The sequence below is a fragment of the Mangrovibacter phragmitis genome (assembly GCF_040429585.1).
In the GTDB taxonomy this organism is placed as follows: domain Bacteria; phylum Pseudomonadota; class Gammaproteobacteria; order Enterobacterales; family Enterobacteriaceae; genus Mangrovibacter; species Mangrovibacter phragmitis.
The window spans coordinates 4374674-4398968 of sequence record NZ_CP134782.1 but is presented as its reverse complement, the minus strand read 5'-3'; the positions used below and the strand labels follow the sequence as shown (position 1 = coordinate 4398968).

The following is a 24295-nucleotide window of genomic DNA, read 5'->3' as shown; positions in this document are numbered from 1 at the left end:
GGGCAGAGTGTTTAGCGGTTTACATCCACAACCAGGCGGCCACGAATTTTCCCGGCCAGCAAATCACTGGCGGCCGGAATCGCTTCTTCCAGGCCGATGGTGCGGGTGATCCCTTCCAGCAAGGAGAAATCCAGCGTTTCAGCCAGGCGGGACCAGGCTTCAGTGCGTTCTTCATAAGGCCGGGTAACACTGTTAATGCCCAACAGGCTCACACCACGCAGAATAAACGGCGCAACGGTTGACGGGAAATCCATACCTTGCGCCAGCCCGCAAGCGGCAACCGCACCATCGGCTTTAGTCGTTGCACAGGCGTTTGCCAGCGTGTGGCTGCCAACGGAATCCACCACGCCAGCCCAGCGTTCTTTCCCTAACGGCCGGCCCGGCTGGCTGAGGGTGTCGCGGTCGATGATCGTGCTGGCGCCCAGTGTTTTCAGGCCTTCGGCCAGTTCAGGGCGACCGGTGGATGCCACCACGTTGTAGCCCAATTTTGCCAGCAGTGCGACAGCCACGCTGCCAACACCGCCATTTGCGCCGGTAACCAGTATTTCACCATCCTGCGGTTTAATGCCGTGGCGCATCAGTGCCATCACACACAACATGGCAGTATAACCAGCGGTGCCAGTCGCCATTGCCTGAAACGGCGTAATACCTGCTGGCAGTGGCACCAGAAAATCGCCATTAATCCGCGCCTTTTGTGCCAGGCCACCCCAGTATTGTTCACCAACACCCCAGCCATTCAGCACCACTTTGTCGCCCGCTTTGAAGCGCGGGTGGGTACTGTGTGTGACAGTTCCCGCAAGGTCAATACCAGGAACCAGTGGAAAGGTGCGTACTACCGGGCTTTTCCCGGTAATTGCCAGCCCGTCTTTGAAGTTCAGTGTGCTGTATTCAACATCAATTGCGACGTTTTCATCAGGCAACTGGCTTTCATCCAGGCAGCGGGTTGTGCAGCGGTAGCCGGCGTCATCTTTTTCTACCAGCAGAGCATTAAACTGACTCATAAAAACTCCTGTTAGCTTGTATTAAATTCGGGGGAGACCGGCAAGGAATCCTGCGAGGAATAACCGCATCGGGTCTTCACTGCGTGTCAGGCGGGCGCGCAATACCGCACCTTCCCAGCCAATCCAGAAAAAGGCGGCCAGTTGTGCGCAATCTGCACCTGGCGCGAGAGTGCCATCGTCGCGTGCGGCTTGTAATGTTTGTTCCATCAGAGCTTGCCAGCCTTGCAGCACAGCCTCCAGCCGGGCGCAAAAATCAGCAGAGAGTAACGGGCCTTCTTGCCCAAGGTTGCCAACCAGGCAGCCCCGGGTGAACTGGTACTTCGCCATGCCTGCGCAGGCATGGTCAACGAAATCCGCCAGGCGGCTGAGAGGAGGGCGAGCCGTGTTATTCAGGTGTTTTTCCAGCATGCGGCGAAAGAAGGCGTCGTACCACTCAAGCACTGCCATTCCCCAGGCTTCTTTGCTGGAAAAGTAGTAGTAAAACGACCCCTTAGGTACACCAACCGACTTCAGAATTTGATCCAGGCCAGACGCGGTAAAGCCATGACTGGTCATTGCTTCTGTCCCGGCTCTGAGCAGGGCCTGTTGGGTTTCTTCGCGGCTGCGCCCTTCTTTGGGCGGGCGACCACGGCGCTTTTGTATCGTGGGCATGTTCATGGCGCTTAATTTAGACTGGTCGTCTATAAAATGCAATAATAATGGCACAGTAAAGTAAGGGTTTTAGGGTTTTCCAGAATATGAGGATGGAGATGTGTCTGGAAGTGGAATTAAGAACGGTCTGCCGTGGCAACCGCCACCACCCCGGAAAGCCAGGGTGTTGTATTGATGCGGGAATGGCATAACTGCCTTAAGCTGTATTTTTTTTCTGCTGAGAAGGGGAACGGGTGTTAACCCATAACATTAGCCCCCAGCCGACCATCACCATGATGGCCGCGCACAGGTATATCGATTGCATACCCCACAGGCCGCTTACCCACCCGGCAACCGGCCCGGTAATTCCCAGCGCCAGGTCAAGAAATGCGGAAAAAACCCCCAGTGCTGACCCCTGATTTTGTTCTTCCACGCGGTTAACCGCTTCAACACCCAGTGCCGGGAATACCAGTGAGAAACCAAAACCTGCCATAAATGCTCCGGCACCGGCAAGCCAGGCATTTGGCGCGAGCCAGATAAGCAATAACCCCAGACACTCCACGATAAAACACACCAGTGACACCCGTATACCACCAAACCGGATTATCGTATTACTCAGAACCAGGCGGACGCAGATAAACCCAATACTGAACAGTGAGAGCGTAAAAGCTGCGCCCTGCCACTGGCGTTGAGCAAAGTAGAGGGTAATAAATGTGGCAATAACCCCAAAACCAATGGTACCCAGACCCAGCCCCATCCCGAACGGGAACACGCGGGCGACAACTTTATGAAATGGCGCGCGTTTACCTGCGACCACTTTGACGTCCGCTTTACCATGGGCAAAAAACAACCCAATGGTTGCGATAACAATAATGAGTATTGAAAAGCCGGCTAACCCAAAATATTGGTTCAGAATAACACCGAGCGGTGCACCGGATGCCATGGCGACATAAGTTGCTACGCCATTCCAGGAAATCACCCGGGAAGTATGAATACTGCCCACCGTTTTAATGCCCCATAACGTCGCGCCAGTGGCGGTGAAGCTTTCGCCCACACCAAGAAACAGGCGGCCAACCAGTAATGCGGCAACGGCCAGGGCAGGCGAATGGGTAAGAAACGCGGCAATCAGTGTGAACAACCCGCTCAGCCCACAACAAATAATCCCCAGGGACACCACTTTTTTGGGACCCCAGGTATCAGTGTAACGCCCGGCATGGGGGCGGCTGAACAGAGTGGAAATGTACTGAATACTGATAACAATGCCTGCCAGCAACGTACTGTAGCCTAAATCGTAATGTACAAAACTGGGTAAAACTGCCAGCGGCAGCCCGATAGAGAAGTAGCAAATGCAGGTGAAAACAACGATTGAAATAATGCGCAAATTCAGTTTGGCGCCAGTTAATGGGGCGGACATGACATATCCCGGACAGCAGATTGGTATGACAAATGTAACTGATCAACAAGGCTGGTTACCAGTGCGTAATGTTACTTTTGTTGTCGCTGGTTGTTACCCAAGAAATGCTTTGTGTTTCGCCTGTACAAGGTTGTTGTATGAAAAATTATTGCCCGGCATGTCTGATTGCCACAGTGTAAATATTTTTTAGTTTACTAGTATGGATGATTATAGTTCACCTGATTATTCATTATTGGACCTGAAAGGTAATTTAAAACTATTTTTTAAAAAAATGTGCATTTGATGGTGATTGACTTAATGATTTCTGAAAATAAACATGGTGTAGGATAATTCTTAATTTCATCTTTCGGTAATGTATTTAATTTCAATTAATTACAGGTAAACCAACTAAACCTGGTAAATTGACTTACAGCAATGCCTGCGCCAGGATCCAGCCAATTTATGTTTATTTTTGCCGGTTGCAGGGATCTTTGCGACTGGCTTGTCTTGTTTGAGAATTAATGGGGCGTGTGGATGTATTCATCTCTGGATGAATTGTATGAATTGCAGCACCACCTGCATTGTTTGCTAAAAGAAAAAAATTACCGGGCACTTAGCCGGATTTTTGACTCTGTTCGGCAGGCTCAATATACGGACTTGCCTGCGGGTGGACGGGGATTGATAAGTTCGCTGGCTTTTTTGTTTCCACAATATCAGCTTGCTCGCGACAACGTTCATGCCGAGTTACTGGCATGGCACTTTGCCTGTCCGGAAGATGCCACGCCTTGCTTATTGCTGGCAGAAAGTTGGTTTGCTATTGCCAGTGAAACACTTCGGACCGGTGTATCTGTTGCCCCTGGTGAACAACCTGTACCTCGTGTGGTGATTGCAAATACCGCGGGTTTTTCATGGGCAGTACAGGCGATAGCTTCAGGCGGTTATTGCCCCGAAGTCTTTATGCTGTTGATGAATGCAACGGGTTACCTGGGTATGCCTGGTGGGGTGAGAAATGGCTTATGGCCAGTGACGTTTCCGGCACATCAGTTTGATGAAGACACACTGGCATTTGCCCGGCAGTTTGGCGCGTTACCGCTCAATAAAGGGTCCGTCTCTCTGGCATTGCGGTTGCCCACTTACTCAGAGACCCGCTTCCCCGCCCTGTATTGGTTTAACCGCACACTGGAGTGTGACCCGGCAAATATTGTGGTCCGTGAGCAGTGGGTGCGGTTATTGTCCCCATTACATTATGGCGACACTCATTACCAGGCAGTGAAGCGCTTTCTCAGTAGCGAACATTGCCAGAGCCTGAGTTTGCAGGATCGTAACCAACTGCGGCGCATAGAAGTTTATGACAAGATAAATAACCCGGTGTTGTGGCCTCTGCCGGGGAAAACGTACCGTATTCGCCGTCTGGATGCGCGCTTTCGCCAGTTGCTGTCTCTTTCTTTACATCCGGAAGCTCAGGCCAGCGGTTATTTGGCCTATGCCCGGTTTTGCGAACATTTTTTGCTTAACAGGTACGGGCGAAAGTGGCGGTTAACATCCTGGTTTGCCGGGCAGATTTATCAGTGCGTTGCTGCACTTGTTGTAATAGACGCTCCGGCCTTTTGGTTGACACACAGCAGTCAGGTCTTCTCGCTTCTGGCACTTGCGTTGGGCAATGAAAATGCTCCACAGGCAGACAGGCAGCAGGTGCTGTCGAGTCTGGTCGCACTGACCCGCGCCCGGGGAAGTTCTGTACTGGATGCCTTGCTGGCATTACTGGCAGCGACACCAGATGGTGTTTCAGGTCTGAAACAGGCGCTATCTGCCAGCCAGTTACGGGCGCTGCAGGACAGAATTCAGCACGCGGCTGCGGCAGAGTTTTGGCAGGCCTGTAATAATCTTGCTGCGCTGGGGTATGGCAAAGCGCTGGGGAAAATACTTATGCGCGCGGCACAGCAGGGAGGGCGCCAGGCAGCACTTTTTTTGGCCGATGTTCAGTCGGGTGCGAATCCACGGACTCTGTCAGCCATGGCTCTGCCTGAGAATGAATTACAGGCACAACGCGTCTTTGTCCAGGCAGGTGACCAGGGGGATGCTCACGCCTGGTTTTTACATAGCCGGTTACTTGAAAGGCAACTCATGCGGGGATCTCCGCCAGGAGAAGTAATACGCCTCGCAGAGGCAAGGGAACAGTTGTTATACCAGTCTCAGCAAGCCGGGCACGCACTTGCCCACTATGACCTTGCCTGTACACTGGTTCTCTCTGACTTTTCTGAAAAAGTTCAGCATGGACTGGAGCAACTCTGCCCGGCAATTTTGCTGTCGGGGAATATCAGTGGTGATTACCGGGCTTATATCGCCTATCTGTTTGCATACTGTGCGTTGCATGGGCGCGGAATGGCAAAAAACTTATGGTTGGTGGATTTCTGGATACAACGCGCCTGGTTGTGGAGCCTGTCGCCTCGTTATCTGCAGTTTCGTGATGATGTCGTTTCCCGCTACCCGTTGTATGTGTTGTACCGGCGGCAGGTGAAAAAGCACCAGGCAAGTGTCCCTGAGTGGCAGAAACGGCTTATCCGGCAACTGGGTTTTGATACTGGTTGTGTGGAGGTACAGGCATGATTGTTCTTGCTGGTTTCATGGTGCTGCTGGCGGCGCGTTATGCCTGGCGATGGAGAACGCTGGCCGGGAGAGATACACCTTTTCCCCGAAAACTCTGAGTGAGGTAAGGTAAATAAAAAAAGCCTTATTCCTCTTCACTGAAAATAACGCCACCACACGACTATAGTTCTGGAGAACTGATGAAAATTGCCCGTTTTGCCGAACGTACTCAGTTAAGCCCGTATACATTGCGTTATTACGAGACTCTGGGTTTGCTTCGTATTGCACGCGATACCAGTGGCCACCGGCAGTTTAATGAAAAAGATATTGAATGGGTCAAATTCATTACCCGGCTGAAAGAAACCGGCATGCCTCTGGCGCAAATCTGTGCCTATGCGGCGTTACGGGAAAAGGGGGCTGTCACTCTTTCCCAACGGCGGCAAATGCTGGCGGAACACCAGGCGGTATTGCAGGCGCACATCGCTCAGGCTCAGGCGCATCTGCAGGCGCTGGACAATAAAATTGCTTTCTATGATGAGGCATTGCGGGAACAGGTGGCGCATCAGAATGCTCAGGTGTGATTATCTTCGTGAATAAGTGGCCTTTTTGTTGCGGTAATATTTTCTTGACTTAGAGTTAACTCTAACTTTTAGCCTGTTACCTGTACTGATTAACCGGAGGTAACACATGCAACAGTCACGCTATGAAAAAGGGTTAACAAAGCTTGCTGAAATTGATGGTGAAGCAGGCGAAAAAGTGGTTAACGGGCTGGCGGATATCTGTCCTGATCTCGGCCGCTATATTGTGGAGTTTGGTTTTGGTGATATTTATTCCCGCCCGCAACTCAATCTTAAATCACGGGAAATCGCAACGGTTGCGGCGTTGACCGCGATGGGCCATTGCGAGCCTCAACTGGCTGTGCATATTCAGGGAGCACTGAATGTTGGTTGCAGCCGCGAAGAGATTACAGAAGTGATGTTGCAAATGGCGCTGTACGCAGGGTTTCCGGCAGCGCTGAAAGCGGTCGCTGTCGCGCGTGGTGTGTTTGCTCAGGCTGAGCGTGAAGCTCATGCATAACAGTAACAATGTGCCAGTCTTCTGGCACATTCCCTGCTATTTCCCCACATTCCTCCTTGTTTCCTCCCCATTGGCACAAATTGCTTACCACGGTTTGTTGAATCTTTTCTCTGCCTGGATGAGAATGAATGTTCTCATTTGTGGGGTGTGATTCCCGCAATTCCTGCTATCACGGAATATTTATGACTACGGACCGTATAAGCCGCCAGGATGCCAGGCGAGACGCAATTATTCAGGCTGCCCGAACATGCTTTCGGGATAAAGGGCTGCATGGTACTTCTATGGCGGATATCGCCCGGGAAGCGCAACTCGGGCCGGGCCAAATCTACCGCTGTTTTCAGAATAAAGACGCCATTGTGGAAGCGATTATCAAGGTGATTATTGGTGCCCGGGTGGAGCATATGCTGGCCGTCAATCATGATTTAGTGCGCAAGGCCGATGAGTTTACCCGTGGCCTGGCTGGTATTGCCGCATTTGACAGCCACGATGATGCACTGTTGCTGGAAATCAGTGCTGAAGCAACCCGTAACCCACGCATTGCTCAACTGGTGGTTGAGGCGGACTTGCGTTTATTTGAACAAGGATGCGCCATGCTGAAAGCGCGCTATCCGCATCTGGATACAACGCAAATCAATGCGCTAAGTGAAGTAATGGCGGTGCTCACTGAAGGCACTCTGGTTCGCCGCCATGTTCGCCCGCACCGGCCAATTGATGCGCAATGCTTGCAAAGTAATTACCTCGCCATATTGCACACTCTGTTTCCAGACACTCAGCGCAACGACACCAGTAAAAAGGAATAAATCATGTCAATACAACAACGTACGCAGTATGCTCTGATACTTGGCATGCTGGCTGCGTTGGGGCCACTGTGCACCGATTTTTATCTACCTGCGTTGCCGGATATTACTGCGCATTTACAGGTAGCCACTTCGGTGACGCAACTGACTCTCACCGCGTCTCTGGTTGGTTTGGGGTTGGGGCAACTGGTTTTCGGCCCGTTAAGTGACCGAATGGGGCGCAAAGTACCTCTGTTGGCTTCTCTGGTTATTTTTATTCTGGCATCAATTGGCTGTGCGATGGCAACCCGCATGCCTGATTTAATAGTGGCACGTTTTATCCAGGGGCTGGCCGGGGCGGGGGGAGCAGTATTGTCCCGGGCCATTGCGCGTGACTGTTACGCCGGTCCAGAGTTGACGCAGTTTTTTGCTTTACTGATGGCGATTAACGGTGTGGCTCCGATTGCCGCACCGGTATTAGGTGGGCTGCAACTGGCGCTGACCGGCTGGCAGGGGCTGTTTATTACTCTGGCCCTGGTGGGGATTGCGATGCTGGTTGTTGTGTTCACCCAATTAGCCGAGAGTTACCCGCCTCAACGGCGGCAAAAACAGCAAGGTAATATGGCAGCATCATTTATTGCAGTGATGCGTGAACGGCGATTCATGGGGTTGTGCCTGGTGCAGGGGTTTATGCTGGCCGGGTTATTTGCGTACATTGGTGCTTCATCTTATGTTTTTCAGTCTCACTGGCAACTGACGCCACAGCAGTATAGTTACCTGTTTGCTTTGAATGGTGTCGGGCTTATCGTATTTTCCCTTGGCACGGTGAAACTCTCGGGGCGTTGGGGAGAAAAGCCTGTTCTGGTTGGTGCTCTGGTTCTGTCGGTCATTGCCTCAGTAATACTCTTGCTGTGCGGTGTGGTGGGGGCACCGCTGTCGGTTATTGTTCCTGTGTTGTTCGTAGCCGTATCCATTAACAGCGCAGTCTGCACCCTGGCCGGAGCCATGGCGATGCAGGCACAAGGGCAACATTCAGGTACTGCATCCGCTTTTTTAGGCACCTTAATGTTCATAATGGGGGGCGTGAGCGCACCTTTAACTGGCATTGGCGGCACCTCTTTTATTTCTATGGGCGTGGTTCTGGGTGGGAGCTATCTGCTGGCGCTGTTAAGTTATGTACTGATAGCCCGCAAAGCATAACCGGACGAATCTTCCATGCAGCGCAACGTGTCGGGTGTTTTTAGCGGGTAAATGGGGTCTGCCGTCAGTTGCAATAGTGGCGGGTTTTACCGTCCCGGCGCACGAAAAACAATGTCATGCATTAAACAAGAAGGAAACCCTGAGGGTTTCCTTCTGTGCGTTCAGCAACGGATAAGTGCCAACTTAGCGTGGTTGTACTGGCCGTTTGTTATCACCGTTACTGTTCTGGCCAGGGTCTTTTTTGTTCTGCTTCTGCTGGTTGTTTTGCCCGTGCTGTAGCGCAGCCTGAACAATGGGAGCAACGGCAAAGGCCAGTAAAGCAGAAAGTGCGACAAATTTGTTCATATCATCCTCAGACTGAGCTTCAATGGCTTCCCGTTAACGGGACTTCATCGGGTTCTTTGTTACATAAGGGAGGGCTGTTCCCTGGCTCGTTATTAACTGAGGTATATAAGGGAAATTGTGAGCAAAGTATGGTTTTTTTAATTCAGGTTGTTCTCTGTGGTAACGCAAGGATAGATTAGTAGGAATAAAATGTGTTTTATTCTCAGTTATCTCTGCTTAATTAATGAATAAATCATACTTTTGTTGGATTGTTTTAGTTTTAAAAAAATAATTATTTTTTGAATTGATTTTGTTAGTGAAATTTTTTGCGGTTTTTTTTGTTTTTCCATCTTTATTTTTCAAAATGCAGTAAAAACAAAATGTTACATTTGTTTTTCTGTGAATTTTTTTATGAGATAAATGATAAAAATATTAACTAAAAATGTAATTGTGCCGATATTAATTACAGGTGTTGCGCTCCAGATACGGAAATACTGCAACAGCATTATGCTGTATTCCTGTTTCTCATCTCAACACCTGGCTTGTTATCACTTAAATACTCCGGGGGTTATATGCACTTTATTCGCAACCTTAAAATAAAGGTTATAATGTTATCTATCCTTATCCTGTTCACTCTGTTGTGGAGTGGTGTCTCTTTTTTCTCTCTGCATGCACTGGGCAGCCTGAAAGAAGAAGTCGAGCTCACCAATGTCCAGCAGGTGAATGGCGACATTATTAATGGTGCCAGTTCGCGTTACTACCAGGTTAAGCTGGCTATGGACCGTGCGATGGTCGCACAAAAAAATGGGGATACAGCCAGTTATCAGCAGTTAGTGGATGGAATTGGTAAGGATATTGATTTCCTGCAAGGGGGGCTTGATCAGTTCAAAGTGACAGACCATGCCAACATCAGTAGTGCTGCTATTGATAATATTTACAACAGCTCTCTGACACTGTTTACTCAGGCAATTAAGCCAATGTTCGAAACGGTGAAGGCAAATAACCTGGACGCCTTTACTCAACTGACAAATGATAAATATAATCCGCTGCGGACCAATTTCACCGACGCCATTCTCGCTTATAACCAGGAGATTCATGATCTTAAAACAGCAGCCAATGGTCGTATTCATAATTGGGTTTCTGTGTCGCGTACCGTAATTATTATTACGATGATTATTGGTCTGGTGATCCTGGTGCTGAGTGAGCGTTACTTATCTGTGTTCCTTGGCCGCCCGCTGGAGTGGGTAAAACAACATTTGCAGGTGTTATCACAAGGTCATCTGGATAAATCCACGCAGCCACTGGGCAATAACGAAGTGGGGCAGTTAATTCCCTTTCTGGAGACCATGCAGCAAAATTGGGTGAAAACCGTTTCGCAAATTCGTGGTAGTGCCAGCGAGATTTACCACGGCTCCAGTGAAATTGCCGCAGGTAACGTCGATTTGTCATCGCGTACAGAAGAGCAGGCAGCAGCGCTGACTGAAACAGCGGCCAGCATGGAACAGTTGAGTGCTGTGGTAAAACAGAACGCTGATAACGCAGCCCAGGCCAGTACGCTGGCACAAACTGCATCCAAAGCGGCGAATGAAGGTGGTGAAGTGGTACAGGGTGTTATCAGTAGCATGAAAAATATCACCAGCAGCTCACAAAAAATCGCCGACATCATCAATGTTATCGACAGCATTGCATTCCAGACCAACATTCTGGCGCTTAACGCCGCGGTTGAGGCGGCTCGTGCTGGCGAACAAGGGCGTGGATTTGCGGTGGTAGCCAGTGAAGTGCGTAACCTGGCCCAGCGCAGTGCGGGTGCGGCAAAAGAGATCAAAACTCTGATTGATGAATCAGTCAGCAATGTTAACACCGGTTATGAGCAGGTCTCCCTGGCAAACACCACGATGGATAACATCCTGAAATCTGTTTCCAGTGTGACCAGCATTATGGCGGAGATTGCATCGGCATCTGTGGAGCAAAGCAAAGGTATTTCCCAGGTGGGAAGTGCGATTTCTCAGATGGATACCGTAACACAACAGAACGCATCGTTGGTGGAAGAGTCTTCCGGCACGTCGGCGTCACTGGAAGAGCAGGCTCACCGGTTGACTGAAATTGTTTCGGTGTTCCGCTTGCCGGGTGATACGAGTGGTAATCAGGGGCAATCAGCAGCGCGTAAAGGACTGGCTCCGGCGAGAAAAAGTCAACTGGCGCTGGCGGGCGGTAGCTCCAAAGAGAGTGACTGGGAATCGTTCTGAGTTTATTGCTACATGACTATATTAAACGGGGGCTTCAGGCCCCCGTTGAGTCGGTTGACAAACCTCATGTTCGCACAGAACGAGAGGATGTCACCCAATAAAAAAACAGGAAAATCAAGTCATTGATTTTCGCCTGCTAACTAAAAAGAAGGAAAAACCACGCTTTTTCCTTCTTTTTCATCAATCTGAACGGGGGCTTCAGGCCCCCGTTACTACTCACATTATTCTCCTTGAACCAGCCGTTCCCCGCTGGCTTTGTCAAACAGGTGCAACCTGTCACTTTTCGCCACTAACGCCAGCGTTTGCCCAGGCCCGGTAGCAGGCCGCCCCGTAACCTGAACGTGGACGGCAAACCCCTGCCAGTCCAGATGCAGCAATGTGGATTCCCCGGTGACCTCCATAATATTCACCTGAGCGCTGGTGCCTTGTGGCGCGATAACGATGTCCTGTGGGCGTAACCCGGCAATGACCGGTTTGTCGCCCTGTAAGCGCGCGGCTTCGTGCCAGTGAGGTGGCAACGGTATCCAGAGTTCGCCGCACTGTACGCCCGGCTCGCTCTGGCGAAGCTGAATAGTGCCTTCCAGCAGGTTCATCGGCGGCGAACCAATAAAGCGGGCCACAAAAGTATTGCGTGGCTGGTCGTAGATAGTTAACGGGCTGCCTTGCTGAACAATCACGCCATCACGCATCACTACAATTTGGTCGGCCAGTGTCATGGCTTCAACCTGGTCATGGGTGACATAAATCATGGTGGCTTTAAAACGCTGATGCAGGGATTTTATTTCAGCGCGTAGCTCCATACGTAGCTGAGCATCCAGGTTGGACAGTGGCTCGTCGAACAAAAACACCTGAGGGTTGCGCACCATAGCCCGGCCCATTGCCACACGCTGGCGCTGCCCGCCGGACAAAGCTCGTGGGTAGCGGCTGAGCAATTTATCAATCCCCAGCATGGTGGCTATTTGGGTGATTTTGCTCTTTTGCGTGGTTTTATCCACTTTTTTGACCTGCATGTGAAAAGCGAGGTTTTCAGCGACGGTCAGGTGGGGATAGAGCGCGTAGCTTTGGAATACCATAGCGATATCCCGGTCTGCCGGATCAAGATCGTTTATCTGTTTTTGATTCATTAAGATAGATCCGCCAGAGGCACTTTCCAGACCAGCCAGTAACCGTAGCAGGGTGGATTTACCACATCCGGAAGGGCCTACCAGTACGGTGAAGCTGCCATCCGGGATGGTCAAATCCAGTGGGTGCAGAACAGTTTGTTTCCCATAACGCTTGGCAACTTTTACCAGTTCAACCCCGGCCATGTGACATCTCCTCTATATGGTGTTGTAGCGCCTGCCAGTCAGGGTAACTGCGTGGTGAGCTACTGATGGCATGAGCGGCAACGGCGTTTCCCCAGTACAACGCGTCTTCGGGGGATTGCGCCTGGCAAAGTGCGGCCAGAAAACCGGCATTAAAACTGTCGCCGGCGCCAATGGTGTCAACAACCCTGACCGGCTGGCCCGGAGCGTGCTGATGATATTGTGTGGTCCATAACCGGGCCCCGTTCGGGCCGCATTTCGCCACACATCCCCCCCTGGAACTGAGTTGCCGGGCAAGTTCCGCTCCGGCGTCTTCCAGGTTTTCCATCCCTGAGAGTCCCAGGGTTTCCACCTCGTTGAGCAGTAACCAGTCGCAGTTGGGTAACCAGGTATATACATCAGCGCGCAATGCTGGTGTCCAGCCAGAGGGCGGCCAGCCGGTATCCACCGCGATGCGGTAACCCTGCTTGCGCAGTTGAGGCAACAAAGTGGTGTACTGGCTGAACAGCGTGCTGCATAAAAAAGTGCCACACAGCAGGACAATATCCCCCGGGATGGCTTGTTCCGGCAGTTGTTGCAGAATGTCGTCGGCACTGAGACGAGTGATATGGCCGTAATTGCTGAGAAATGACCGCTCTTTGTCCGGGTGTGTTACGCCCACAGTGAAAGAGGTTTCGCAGGCATAGCCCGGCCAACCGGCAGCACTTTCCGGGAAGTATCCGGCGAGCCACGGCGTGAAAGCATCATTGCCCTGGCAGGAAATAGCCCGGTGGGGAATTTCCATTGCCGAGAGAGCCAGTGCGCAGTTCCCGGCTGAGCCACCAGGGCGCAGCGCACTGTGCTCCATCATGGCTTCTGTGCCAGGTGAGGGCCACTGTGTCAGAGTACCCATAATAATATCGACATTGATATTGCCCGCGACATACAACACAGGCGTGGTTAAATTGTGCATAGTTATCCTTTACTTCCACCGCTGGCAAGCCCACCCACCAGCGTTTTTTGCAACCAGATAGCAATAAACAGTGGCGGAACGGATGCCAGAATGCCGACTGCGGCTATCAGGCCGTCATCGGTTGCGCGCCCGGCAGTAAAACCGGCAATCGTAACGGGCAGCGTTTGTGCGGCAAGGTTGCTGGTAAACAGTAATGAGTAGAAAAATTCATCCCAGGCCAGGAGCCAGCCAAACAGTGCAGACGCTCCCAGCATCGGTTTTGCCAGTGGCAGCGTGATGCGCAACAGAACCTGCCAAAACCGCAAACCATCAAGCCGTGCGGCCTGTTCAATATCGCGGGGCAGGGTATCGAACTGGTTTTTGAGCATCCAGGTGAGAAAAGGCAGGATAAGCGAGCAATAAACCAGAACCAGACCAGTGCGGGTATTAAGCAGCCCGAGTTGTTCAAGAATAAAATAGAGCGGCAGTACAAAGGCCACGGGCGGCACCATGTAAATGCCCAGGCCGGCATACAACCACCCTTCACGGCCTGGATAGCGGGAAAAACTGAACGCAGCCGGGACTGCAAGCACCAGCGACACCAGCGTAGCCCCACAGGCAACCAGAATGCTGTTTAACAGTGCGTGCAGAAAAAGTGCGCCTGGCTTACCTGGTGCCAGTGAAACCAGGCTTGCATAGCGGCTGAAATCCCACTGGCGTGGCAACCATTCAAGGGGAATGCGGGTGAGGTCGGCGGTAGAGCTGACACTCATTAAAAATAGCCACGCCATCGGGCCCAGAATAGACAATGCCACGACCAGGGCTGCCAGGTAACGCAGAAAGGTGCGAATTTTACGCTTCATGGGCGGTACTCCGGCGGCGTTGGCGTAATAGCATCAGCAGGTAAACAGCAATCAGCACGCCGCACATCAGTGCCATCAGAATGGCATAAGCCGCACCACTGCCTGCCCGCATATAGCTGAACGATTCCTGGTAAACGAAAAAGCTCAGGGTTTTGGTGCTGTCCATAGGCCCGCCACGCGTCATAACGTAGATGATGTCGAAAACTTTGAAGGCATCAATGGTGCGCAGAACCAAAGCCACGCCCAGTGGGGCAACAATGGCCGGAAAGGTGATGGCGCGAAAACGCCGCCACGCACTGGCACCATCAAGCCTTGCCGCTTCATACAAGTCTTCCGGTATGGATTGCAATGCTGCAAGCACCAGTAAGGTCACCAGTGGATAGTTTTTCCAGATATCGGCAAACATCACGCTATTCAGTGCGGCGTCGGTTGAACCCAGCCAGGAGCGGTAGCTGTCCAGAATACCCAGTTGAGTGAGCAGGGCATTGATGCTGCCGTAATCCGGGTTAAAGTTCAGCCGCCACATCATGGCGTTAACAATGGTGGGGAGCGCCCAGGGCAGGATCACCAACACTCTCAGAATGTTGCGCCCGAGGAATTTTTGGTTAAGCAGCAGCGCCACTAATACGCCCAGTACACCCTCGATAGTCACAGAAACAATGGTGAAGTAGAGTGTGCGACCAAATGCATCCCGGAAATCCGGGTCAGTCAGGGCGTATAAGTAGTTATCCAGCCCAACATAGTTTGGGCCGGTTCCGGTGCTGATAAGCGCTGCATCGGTAAAACTTAACCACAGAGTGCGCAGCAACGGCCAGGCTGTTAGCAACAGCATCATGATAACCATGGGTGCTAACAGCACCCATGCCTGACGGTGTTCGCGTTGTTGCAAATTCAGCATCACGCTTCCTTAACGCAGTCGTGCCGCGCTTTTATCTACGGCTTTCATGGCGTCTTGTGGTGTGGCTTTGCCTTGTAATACCGCCTGGAGTTGTTGCTGCAGGGTATTAGACAGGCGTGAATAGTCTGCTGTTTCCGGGCGGGAAAGCATGACATTCAACGAAGTATCCGCGGCTTTAATCAGGCTTTCCTGTCCCTGAGCGACCGTCGGGTCGGTATAAGACGCTTTCCAGATGGGCAGGCTCAGTTTGGCGTATTTATCCTGTACCGGTTGTGACGTGATGTAGCTGATAAACTGCCATGCCTGTTCCGGATGCTGGCTGCCCTGCGTGATACCTAACCCCATCGAGCCATTTACCGCACCGGCTTTGCCAGGCGCATCACCCGGGGCAGGCATAATTGCGACATCACCTGCCACTTTGCTCTGTTTCGGGTCATTTGCCATGTTGTACATGTAGGTCCAGTTCAGGGCGAATGCGGCATCACCATTAGAGAAGGCTTTACGCACATCTTCTTCAAGGTATTCGCGTGAAGCCGGGTTAGTCAGGCCTTCATCCAGCGAGCTTTTCATCAGTTTCAGCGCAGCGAGCGAAGCCGGAGAACTGAAATCCAGTTTGCCGTTGTGATAGAAGCTGCCGCCAAAACCCGATACCAGCGTGGTGTAATCACACACCAGGGCTTCAGATTGTGACCAGCTCCAGACCAGCGGATATTTCACAATACCTTTGTCTTTAATGATTTTGGCATCGTCCATTACCTGCTGCCAGGTGGCTGGCGGCTGGGTTATCCCGGCCTTACTGAGCATGGCTTTGTTGTAGTAGAGATATTTGGTATCCAGAATCCACGGCATACCCAACGTTTTCCCTTTATAAACCACGGTGTTCATGGCTCCCGGAAAAATCTTTTCACGTTCAGTATCGGGAATACGTGCACTGACATCCTTCAGCAGGTTAAAGCGGGTAAATTCTGCCGGCCAGATAGCATCAAACAGCACAACATCGTAGCCATTGGTGCCTGCGCCCCGGGCCGCGACGATTTTGTCATGCAGCGCCTCATAAGGTACAAACTCCAGGTTGACGTGAATATCCGGGTGCTGTTTTTGGAAATCACTGGTCATGGCACGAATATCGTTTTCGCTGTAGGCCGCCTGGGTCATAAATAACGCGTTGATTTGTGTGGCGGCTGTGGCGCTGGTACAAACAGCAAGCATAGCCAGCAGGGTGAGGCGGAAGCGGTGTATGCTGTGGTGACTCATGGTGTTCTCCCCCAGCCCTGTTTCCCTGGTGGCTTTTTTTTGCTGTGAGCAACCGGGTGACAGGGCGTAAAACCGTTTATGATTTATTAAATCAATTTGATTGATTTAATCAGGATGACAAAAAGGTCAGGCTGACGCCTTCACTGAGTATAGTCGAAGCAAGCTTTATGCCAGTCGCTGAGCAGGGCATAAAGTTTGCTTAACCGTTGCTATCCGCCAGGGGGCAGAAGATACTGCCCGCAGGGCCGCCAGGAAAGGAACAGATGAAGACCTCAGGAACCAACCTCGAACACGCGCGCGCACATAACCGGCGAGTGGTTATTGAAACTATTCGGCTGCATGGTGAACTGACGCGGGCAGAGCTGGCGCGGCTTACCGCGCTGACGCCGCAAACCGTTTCAAATATTGTGGCGGAACTACAGCAGGCAGAAATTTTACTCAGCCATGCGCCACGCAAAGTGACCGGGCGTGGTCAACCGGCGGTTCCGGTAAGCCTGAATCCGGCCAGCGCCTGGTCGGTAGGGATTCATCTGGATCACCAGACTTTAATTATTGTGCTGGTGGATTTATCCGGTGAAATTCATTTCCGGCGACTCATTATGGTGCAAAAGCCTCAACCCGATGCCACATTTGTGCGCATTATGGCGGTGATTAATGAGATTAAAGCCTTGCCGGGGCTGGACTGGCAAAAAGTGCTGGGTGTCGGGGTGGTAATGCCCGGGCCGTTTGGTGTGGAAGGCATTTCCTCTGCCGGGCCGACAACGCTTAATGGCTGGCAGCATGTCGATGTTGCCGCTACGCTCTCTGCGCTTATTGGTCTGCCCGTTACACTGGAAAATGACGCCACGGTTGCGGCAATTGGTGAGCGTTTTCATGGTGTGGCCCGGCAACTGAGTTCGTTTATTTACCTGTATATTGGCACTGGCCTGGGAGCCGGTATTTTTACCGATGGCCATATTTATTCCGGCCATGCACATAATGCGGGGGAAGTGGGGCACATCGTGGTTCAGCCGGGTGGTAAGGCCTGTTATTGCGGGAACCATGGCTGCCTTGAGCGCTATGTCTCTTTGCAGGCGGCGTATGAGTTTTGTGGCCTTGACCCCTACCAGGCGCTGCCCGATGACTTGCTGGCTGTAGATGACTCACTGTTTGACCGCTGGGTGGAGACGGCGCTGCCACCTCTGCGCCAGGCGATCAATATACTGGAGTGTATTTTTGATGCGCAGACCGTGGTTGTGGGCGGTATGATGCCAGCGCCTTTGCTGGAGAAAGTGCTGGCACGCCTGCCACCGTTTTACCAGTCGGTACGTGGGCGTTACCTGGATGGCATGCGGGTGAAAATGGGCATGTCGGGCATGGACACCGCAGCACTTGGGGCGGCGGCTCTGCCTATTTTTGACGAGTTTAACCCACAATTTCAGGTGCTGATGAAGTAGGTGCCCAGCGCATTGGGAAAATGGGGCGTATTCACGGTGGTGTGTGAGCCATGGGCAGGTGTTTCTGCCCCGGCTCTGAATACGTCAGACTTTGAGCATTTTCACTGTTGCATCAATGTCAATTTCATCTTCAGTGAAGATGAGCGTAGTTCCCTGAAAAGTGGTGATCGCCAGTTTTTTTACTGAGCGCATCTCGCCGCTTTTTTGTGCCGACTTCGGCCTGATGCTGTTCATCAGTATACCAACAGACAACACTGCGTTTTCTTTATCAATTCGGGTGTCGACAGGCTCTTCTTCACTGTAAACCAGGTAAGACTTAATCGACGTGAGTTTTACGCGCTCACCGGCGATATACAAGTATTTACTTTCCGGTTGCACTTTCACCGCAAAGGCTGATAACCCTTTGTTATTGGTGCCAGGTTCAAAAGTGACCGCCGCATCTTTCTTAATCAGCTCAGGGTTGGATACCTTGATGACATGGAAATAGCGATTATCGCCGTTTTCATCTTTGATAAAACCAAAGCCTTTGTCCTGGAACCAGGTTGTGATTGTTCCTTTCATGGTCATTACCGCTTACTTACTCGTTGTTCACTCATTTCGCAGCGCGCAGTGTAAAGCACAATGCGCGGGCAGACTACGTCTTTGGTTTAAGTCTGACCGCTATCTTATGTAAAGGCGAGCCTGACAGGGAAATATTCAGGCGTGTTGATGCACCGGATGAGAAGGAATACTCTGCCTTTAATGCGCTTGCGGGCGTTATTCATTACCCCACTGGTTGAGGAAATTAGCAATTTCATCAATACGTTGTGCATTAATACCGGCTTCGGTTGCCATGTCTGCCTGCGCCTGCTCGCTAATTTCTTCGTTATTCATTAAACGGGTAATCAGCAACTGGAAGTAGTGTGCCAGCGCGTCACGTTCAGCCTCGCTGACAGCCTGTTCAGTTTCTGTCGAATACTCATCGACGATGTCATAAAACTTGAGCGGAATGGCCTGGTTCATTGGTTGTCCCCGGAGGTTAAGTTTGTGCCTGTGGGCTGGTTTAGTGCATTGGCGTGATAATACCATTCTTGCCAGGCTTTCTGGCACAAATTGCGTAAGCCTGCATTTGCTGGTGGTACTGTCTACCAGCCCGCCACGCCGAGCGATTTCACTCGTGGCCGTTTAATATTTGTAGCAGCGTTTGCCGGGCGTGAGCCAGGCGTGGTTTGCGTAATGCACTGGGTAGCCAGATCAGGCTATAGCGAATTTCTGTGTTACTGACTGGTGCCAGTAACTGGCTGAGTTTCCCTTGTGTAATCTCGGTGCGGCATAAAAAACCAGGCATCGCTGTCCAGCCGAAACCTTTACACAGCAGGCTGCGTTGCCCGCGTAAATCTTTTCCCACTACAGCAGGGAGCAGGGCTGAACTGGGGATCTTATTTTTATCCAGCCACTCTTTAATCAGCGACAGCTCAAGGTTGTAAGCCAGAAGCGGCTCCTTGAGTAAGTCGTGAGCGAAGTTGTTGCTTTGATTCAGACGGGCGGCAATCTCTGGTGAAGCGACAGCAATAATGTTGTCTGTGAAAATGACTTCGCTTTTTAAGCGTGTATCGGTAACCGGGTGTGCGGTGATCCCCAGGTCACAGTGCCCTTCCAGCACCATCTGGGTAACCTCAGGGCCATCTCCGGTGTGCAGATGTATCCGGATTCCACTCTGGAGTAATGGCAGAAGAACGTCTGCCAGCTTTTCAGCCATAAAGTCGGAGTGGCCAATAATTTGTAATGTGCCGGAGACATCCATCGAGCGCGCTCTGGCAGAGGCCAGTGCCGATTCTGCCGCATCGAGTTTATCGCCGATATCTGCCGCTAAGTCGTCAGCGGTTGCTGTCGGGACAACCCCCTGAGATTGCCGTTCAAACAGTGGCCTGCCTATTGCGACTTCCAGCCCACTGATATGTTGCGACACGGCAGGTTGTGTCAGGTTCAGAGCGCGGGCCGCTGCAGAAATGGAGTGCTGGCGGTAAACTTCCATAAATGTACGCAATCGTATTAAAGACACGCTTCACCCATAAATTTATTTATGCCCCTGTGAAAATAGCGTTGTTACCACCTGAATGCCAGAATCTTTAAGCTGACTGCCATTAATCATCAAGACAACGGAACAGGTAACTAACATGACGCCTCAACAACAGTTCGATGATTTGTCGGCCATTCTTCGCAACATGAAGGCGTTTCAGCCATGCCAGACTGGTCGTTGTTCAGGAGAGTGCCGGGCACGCTAATCTTCGCCTTGGTGCACCTTACCAGGACAAGGTAATTGCCGCCGAAGCATTTCTAAAAAATTAAACCATCTGTACTGCCCATATTCAGGAGTAAACATGAAAATTTTAATGGTTCTGACTTCACATTCCGCATTAGGCAACACGGGTAAGAAAACCGGGTTTTGGCTGGAAGAGTTTGCGGCCCCTTATTATGTCTTTAAGGATGCAGGCGCTGAAGTGGTACTGGCTTCACCAGCAGGAGGACAGCCGCCGCTGGATCCAAAAAGTGATTTGCCTGACTTCCAGACCACGCTAACGGAACGTTTCAAAACAGATAAAGTTGCCCAGGATGCGCTGGCGAATACAGTCAAACTGGAGACTGTATCGCAAGCGGATTTTGACACCGTATTTTACCCAGGCGGCCACGGGCCATTATGGGATCTGGCTGAATCCAGCACATCCATTGAACTGATTGAGTCGTTCAACCGTGCCGGGAAGCCCATTGCGTTTGTGTGCCACGCGCCAGGCGTATTGCGCCATGTGAAAAATAACCAGGGTGAGTTGCTGATTAAAGGGCGTAATGTCACCGGTTTTACTAATAGTGAAGAAGACGCTGTTGAATTAACTCATGTGGTTCCTTTCCTGATTGAAGATGAGTTTATTGCAGCGGGTGCTCATTATTCTAAAGGCCCGGACTGGACGCCCTATGTTGTGGAAGATGGCAACCTGATAACCGGGCAGAACCCTGCAAGTTCAGAAGCTGTGGCTGCCGCTTTACTGAAAAAAGTGCAGTAACGCGCGCGAAGGCCTGGGTCACCCGTTGAGTGCACTGGTATGCATGCCAGTGCACTCGGGTATACTTGCGGAGCGATTGAGTAGATCCCCTGCTTCTGTATTGTTTTGTAAATTGTTTTTTGCATTTTACCCGCCATAACGGTATAACAGACATCATTCGGAAGTTTAGACGTCTATACGTTCAGAAGGTAATATGCAGGACTCCACCACCACATCGCACGCAGCCCAGGGGCAGGAAGAAGGGCGGCTTAAGCGCACCATGAAAACCCGCCACCTGATTATGCTCTCTTTAGGGGGCGTGATTGGTACCGGGCTGTTTTTTAACACGGGCTATATTATTTCTACCACTGGCGCACTGGGCACGTTACTGGCGTATTTGATAGGCGCACTGGTTGTCTGGCTGGTGATGCAATGCCTGGGTGAGCTTTCTGTCGCCATGCCGGAAACGGGGGCATTCCATGTGTATTCAGCCCGCTACCTTGGCCCGGCAACGGGGTATACTGTCGCCTGGCTGTACTGGCTTACCTGGACTGTTGCATTAGGGTCGAGTTTTACCGCGGCCGGTTTTTGTATGCAGTACTGGTTTCCGCAGGTGCCAGTCTGGGTGTGGTGCCTGGTTTTTTGTGTGCTGATCTTCGGCCTGAATGTGGTGTCTACCCGTTTTTTTGCCGAAGGGGAGTTCTGGTTCTCAATTATTAAAGTTATCACTATTGTGGCGTTTATTGTGCTGGGTGCCGCAGCCATCTTCGGTTTTCTGCCAATGAAAGATGGTTCTCCGGCTCCGTTACTACACAATATTACCAATAATGGCTGGTTTCCTCATGGTGGACTGCCCATTTTGATGACGATGGTTGCGGTGAACTTCGCATTTTCCGGAACAGAGTTAATCGGCATTGCTGCCGGTGAAACGGAAAACCCACAAAAAGTGATCCCGGTTGCCATTCGCACCACAATTGCCCGGTTGATAATCTTTTTTATTGGCACTGTTTTTGTGCTGGCGGCATTAATTCCCGCGGATCAGGCGGGTGTGGTGAAAAGCCCGTTTGTGCTGGTGTTTGAGAAAGTGGGGATCCCTGGTGCTGCGGATATCTTTAACTTCGTCATCCTCACGGCGATTCTCTCTGCCGCTAACTCCGGGTTGTATGCTTCCGGGCGCATGCTGTGGTCGTTGTCCCGTGAACGCACGCTACCGGCCTGTTTCTCCCGCCTTACCCGCCGTGGTGTGCCACTCACTGCATTATCTGTCAGCATGCTGGGCGGTGTGCTGGCGCTGTTTTCCAGCGTGGTTGCCCCCGACACCGTGTACGTGGCGCTTTCGGCGATTTCCGGGTTTGCCGTGGTGGCGGTGTGGTTGAGTATTTGTGCTGCGCATTATGTGTTCCGCCGCCAGCATATTGCCGCCGGGCGGGCATTAAGTGAATTACATTACCGCGCTCCCTGGTTCCCGGTGACACCAGTGTTAGGGTTTGTTCTGTGCCTGTTAGCTTGTGTTGGCCTGGCGTTTGACCCGGAGCAGCGCATTGCATTATGGTGCGGGCTGCCGTTTGTTGCTCTGTGCTACGGCGTTTATTACCTCACTCAGTATCTGGCAAAACGTAACCAACCGGAGGTGGAACATGTCACTGATTGATCCCGTACAACACGCGTTACAACACAGCCCTTTTTTAGTGCTGGACGGCGCAATGGCAACGGAACTGGAAAACCGGGGATGCAATCTGGCAGACAGCCTCTGGTCAGCGAAAGTACTGCTGGAAAACCCACAACTGATTTACCAGGTTCACTTGGATTATTTCCGTGCCGGGGCACAGGTTGCCATCACGGCCAGTTACCAGGCCACGCCTGCCGGGTTTGCTGCACGCGGCATCAGCCATGAGCAATCACTGGAATTAATTACCCAAAGTGCACGCCTTGCCTGCCAGGCGCGTGAGGATTACCTGGCAGAACATTCAGGTTCCCCGGCGTTACTGGTGGCCGGTTCTGTTGGCCCCTATGGCGCTTTTCTGGCAGACGGCTCTGAGTACCGTGGTGATTACCAGCGAACAGCTGTGGAGTTTCAGGATTTTCACCGCCCGCGTATTGCGGCTTTGGTTGAGGGTGGTGTGGATCTGCTGGCTTGTGAAACACAGCCTTCTTTTGCTGAAACCCAGGCGTTAGTTGGTTTACTGGCACAGGAGTTTCCTGCGCTGCCAGCCTGGTTCTCATTTACGCTGCGTGACAGTGAGCACCTGAGCGATGGCACGCCGTTAGCCACAGTGGTGAGTTTTCTGAAAGATTACCCGCAGGTGATTGCGCTGGGCGTGAACTGCATTGCGCTGGAGAAAACCACGGCTGCGTTAACCATGCTTCACCAACTGACTGCGTTGCCACTGGTGGTGTACCCCAATTCAGGCGAACAATACGACGCCGTGACCAAAACCTGGCACCACAGTGGTGAAGCCTGCCACCAACTGGCTCACTATTTACCAGACTGGCTGGCAAGCGGTGCCCGGTTAATTGGCGGCTGTTGCCGTACCACACCGGCGGATATCGCAAGCATTGCGGCCGGGGCTCACCGCCATTAATGTTGGCAGATAAAAAGGCCCATCCGGGTGGATGGGCCAGAGCCTGATGGCAAACCTCATGCCCGCACAGAACGAGAGGGTGTCAGCCAATAAAAAAAACGGAAAATCAATTCATTGATTTTCGCCCGCTAACTAAAAAGAAGGGAAAACCACGCTTTTCCCTTCTTTTTCATCAAGCTGAGGCCCATCCGGGTGGATGGGCCAGAACAGGTAAAGTGGTGCACCACAAACCCCGTTAATTGAGCCAGGCCATTAACCAGGGCATGGCAAACGCCCCCGGGGCCAGCATGGCAAATGCCCACAGGCAGGCTGATGCCAGGTTTGCCAACTGGAATGGCAGGCGTGGCATGGCACAAATGCCGCCCACCAGCGGTACAATAGCGCGTAATGGGCCGAAAAAGCGGCCTAAGAAAATGCTCAGTGTGCCCCAGCGTTCGAAGAAAGCGTGGCCGCGTGCCAGTAACCAGGGCTTACGTGAAAGTGGCCACCAGTTGGTGACGTTGTCTTTGAAGTGATACCCCAGCCAGTATGAGACGCTGTCACCCAGCCATGCTCCTGCGCTGGCTGCCGCCCACAGCCACCAGAATGGCACCACGCTGTCTGCCATCAAGGCGCCCAGTGCCAGCAAAATAACCGTGGCAGGGAGTAGCAGGGAAAGGAACGCCAGTGATTCGCCAAACGCCAGCAAGAAGACAATGGGAGCCGCCCAATAGTGGTGCTGGTTAATCAGTTCGCTCACCCAACGGGTTATTTCCTGAATGGACATACCTGTTCTCT

General features: G+C 51.8%; 23 protein-coding genes. 10 read left to right on the top strand and 13 right to left on the bottom strand.

Annotated features, from left to right (window positions below; translation table 11 throughout):
• Positions 1-11 precede the first annotated feature (11 nt).
• From MPHASIOC01_RS21320 to MPHASIOC01_RS21310, 3 genes are all read right to left on the bottom strand, one after another.
• Positions 12-1001: an MDR family oxidoreductase gene (locus tag MPHASIOC01_RS21320; protein ID WP_064599124.1), complete on the bottom strand. Its 990-nt coding sequence runs from the start codon at positions 999-1001 to the stop codon at positions 12-14.
• Positions 1002-1022: 21 nt separating this feature from the next.
• Positions 1023-1652, bottom strand: coding sequence for a TetR/AcrR family transcriptional regulator (locus tag MPHASIOC01_RS21315; protein ID WP_353613243.1), 630 nt, complete (start codon positions 1650-1652; stop codon positions 1023-1025).
• Positions 1653-1848: 196 nt separating this feature from the next.
• A complete protein-coding gene (locus MPHASIOC01_RS21310; protein ID WP_353613242.1) occupies positions 1849-3045 on the bottom strand; it encodes an MFS transporter in 1197 nt (398 codons plus the stop codon).
• A gap of 513 nt (positions 3046-3558) precedes the next feature.
• Between MPHASIOC01_RS21310 and MPHASIOC01_RS21305 the strand changes: the two genes are divergently transcribed.
• From MPHASIOC01_RS21305 to MPHASIOC01_RS21285, 5 genes are all read left to right on the top strand, one after another.
• Complete coding sequence (locus tag MPHASIOC01_RS21305; protein WP_353613241.1) at positions 3559-5631, top strand: DUF4034 domain-containing protein; 2073 nt, start codon at positions 3559-3561, stop codon at positions 5629-5631.
• 179 nt (positions 5632-5810) lie between these two features.
• Complete coding sequence (locus MPHASIOC01_RS21300) at positions 5811-6191, top strand: MerR family transcriptional regulator (protein WP_064599131.1); 381 nt, start codon at positions 5811-5813, stop codon at positions 6189-6191.
• Between the two features lie 106 nt (positions 6192-6297).
• Entirely contained in the window at positions 6298-6687 is a 390-nt protein-coding gene (locus tag MPHASIOC01_RS21295; protein ID WP_064599133.1) for a carboxymuconolactone decarboxylase family protein, read from the top strand.
• Positions 6688-6869: 182 nt separating this feature from the next.
• Positions 6870-7487, top strand: coding sequence for a TetR/AcrR family transcriptional regulator (locus tag MPHASIOC01_RS21290; RefSeq protein WP_353613240.1), 618 nt, complete (start codon positions 6870-6872; stop codon positions 7485-7487).
• A 3-nt stretch (positions 7488-7490) separates the two neighbouring features.
• On the top strand, positions 7491-8663 hold the full coding sequence (locus MPHASIOC01_RS21285; protein WP_353613239.1) for a multidrug effflux MFS transporter: 1173 nt from the start codon (positions 7491-7493) through the stop codon (positions 8661-8663).
• A 183-nt stretch (positions 8664-8846) separates the two neighbouring features.
• Here the strand turns inward: MPHASIOC01_RS21285 and MPHASIOC01_RS21280 are convergent, their stop codons facing one another.
• The gene (locus MPHASIOC01_RS21280; RefSeq protein WP_156519076.1) at positions 8847-9008 is read right to left on the bottom strand and encodes a hypothetical protein; all 162 of its coding nucleotides are present in this window, start codon (positions 9006-9008) and stop codon (positions 8847-8849) included.
• A 551-nt stretch (positions 9009-9559) separates the two neighbouring features.
• On the opposite strand from MPHASIOC01_RS21280, the gene MPHASIOC01_RS21275 reads away from it, so the two are divergent.
• Positions 9560-11233, top strand: coding sequence for a methyl-accepting chemotaxis protein (locus MPHASIOC01_RS21275; protein WP_353613238.1), 1674 nt, complete (start codon positions 9560-9562; stop codon positions 11231-11233).
• Between the two features lie 221 nt (positions 11234-11454).
• Here the strand turns inward: MPHASIOC01_RS21275 and MPHASIOC01_RS21270 are convergent, their stop codons facing one another.
• From MPHASIOC01_RS21270 to MPHASIOC01_RS21250, 5 genes are read right to left on the bottom strand one after another with little or no spacing between them, the layout of a single operon-like run.
• On the bottom strand, positions 11455-12540 hold the full coding sequence (locus MPHASIOC01_RS21270; protein ID WP_353613237.1) for a sn-glycerol-3-phosphate ABC transporter ATP-binding protein UgpC: 1086 nt from the start codon (positions 12538-12540) through the stop codon (positions 11455-11457).
• A complete protein-coding gene (locus tag MPHASIOC01_RS21265) occupies positions 12527-13489 on the bottom strand; it encodes a carbohydrate kinase family protein (protein ID WP_064599142.1) in 963 nt (320 codons plus the stop codon). The genes MPHASIOC01_RS21270 and MPHASIOC01_RS21265 overlap by 14 nt, the downstream gene beginning before the upstream one ends.
• Before the next feature lie 2 nt (positions 13490-13491).
• A complete protein-coding gene (locus MPHASIOC01_RS21260; protein ID WP_353613236.1) occupies positions 13492-14331 on the bottom strand; it encodes a carbohydrate ABC transporter permease in 840 nt (279 codons plus the stop codon).
• Positions 14321-15229, bottom strand: a complete 909-nt coding sequence (locus tag MPHASIOC01_RS21255; protein ID WP_353613235.1) for a sugar ABC transporter permease — start codon at positions 15227-15229, stop codon at positions 14321-14323. Before MPHASIOC01_RS21255 ends, MPHASIOC01_RS21260 begins: the two co-directional genes overlap by 11 nt.
• A gap of 9 nt (positions 15230-15238) precedes the next feature.
• Entirely contained in the window at positions 15239-16438 is a 1200-nt protein-coding gene (locus MPHASIOC01_RS21250; RefSeq protein ID WP_231889210.1) for an extracellular solute-binding protein, read from the bottom strand.
• Positions 16439-16746: 308 nt separating this feature from the next.
• Between MPHASIOC01_RS21250 and MPHASIOC01_RS21245 the strand changes: the two genes are divergently transcribed.
• On the top strand, positions 16747-17919 hold the full coding sequence (locus tag MPHASIOC01_RS21245) for an ROK family transcriptional regulator (RefSeq protein ID WP_064599151.1): 1173 nt from the start codon (positions 16747-16749) through the stop codon (positions 17917-17919).
• 84 nt (positions 17920-18003) lie between these two features.
• On the opposite strand, the gene MPHASIOC01_RS21240 is transcribed toward MPHASIOC01_RS21245, so the two are convergent.
• The 3 genes from MPHASIOC01_RS21240 to MPHASIOC01_RS21230 form a co-directional block, all read right to left on the bottom strand.
• Positions 18004-18486: a cold-shock protein gene (locus MPHASIOC01_RS21240; protein ID WP_064599154.1), complete on the bottom strand. Its 483-nt coding sequence runs from the start codon at positions 18484-18486 to the stop codon at positions 18004-18006.
• Between the two features lie 189 nt (positions 18487-18675).
• Positions 18676-18921 carry a DUF2543 family protein gene (locus MPHASIOC01_RS21235; RefSeq protein ID WP_064599157.1) on the bottom strand — a complete coding sequence of 82 codons (246 nt, stop codon included), beginning with the start codon at positions 18919-18921 and terminating at the stop codon, positions 18676-18678.
• Between the two features lie 148 nt (positions 18922-19069).
• Complete coding sequence (locus tag MPHASIOC01_RS21230; protein ID WP_064599159.1) at positions 19070-19960, bottom strand: LysR family transcriptional regulator; 891 nt, start codon at positions 19958-19960, stop codon at positions 19070-19072.
• 319 nt (positions 19961-20279) lie between these two features.
• Between MPHASIOC01_RS21230 and MPHASIOC01_RS21225 the strand changes: the two genes are divergently transcribed.
• The 3 genes from MPHASIOC01_RS21225 (at position 20280) to mmuM (ending at position 23518) form a co-directional block, all read left to right on the top strand.
• Positions 20280-20957 (top strand): type 1 glutamine amidotransferase domain-containing protein, encoded by a 678-nt coding sequence (locus MPHASIOC01_RS21225; RefSeq protein WP_353613234.1) that lies wholly within the window; start codon positions 20280-20282, stop codon positions 20955-20957.
• A 193-nt stretch (positions 20958-21150) separates the two neighbouring features.
• On the top strand, positions 21151-22587 hold the full coding sequence (mmuP, locus tag MPHASIOC01_RS21220; protein WP_353613233.1) for an S-methylmethionine permease: 1437 nt from the start codon (positions 21151-21153) through the stop codon (positions 22585-22587).
• Positions 22574-23518: a homocysteine S-methyltransferase gene (mmuM, locus tag MPHASIOC01_RS21215; RefSeq protein ID WP_353613232.1), complete on the top strand. Its 945-nt coding sequence runs from the start codon at positions 22574-22576 to the stop codon at positions 23516-23518. Before mmuP ends, mmuM begins: the two co-directional genes overlap by 14 nt.
• A gap of 235 nt (positions 23519-23753) precedes the next feature.
• On the opposite strand, the gene MPHASIOC01_RS21210 is transcribed toward mmuM, so the two are convergent.
• Entirely contained in the window at positions 23754-24284 is a 531-nt protein-coding gene (locus MPHASIOC01_RS21210) for a DedA family protein (RefSeq protein ID WP_353613231.1), read from the bottom strand.
• Between the last annotated feature and the right edge of the window lie 11 nt (positions 24285-24295).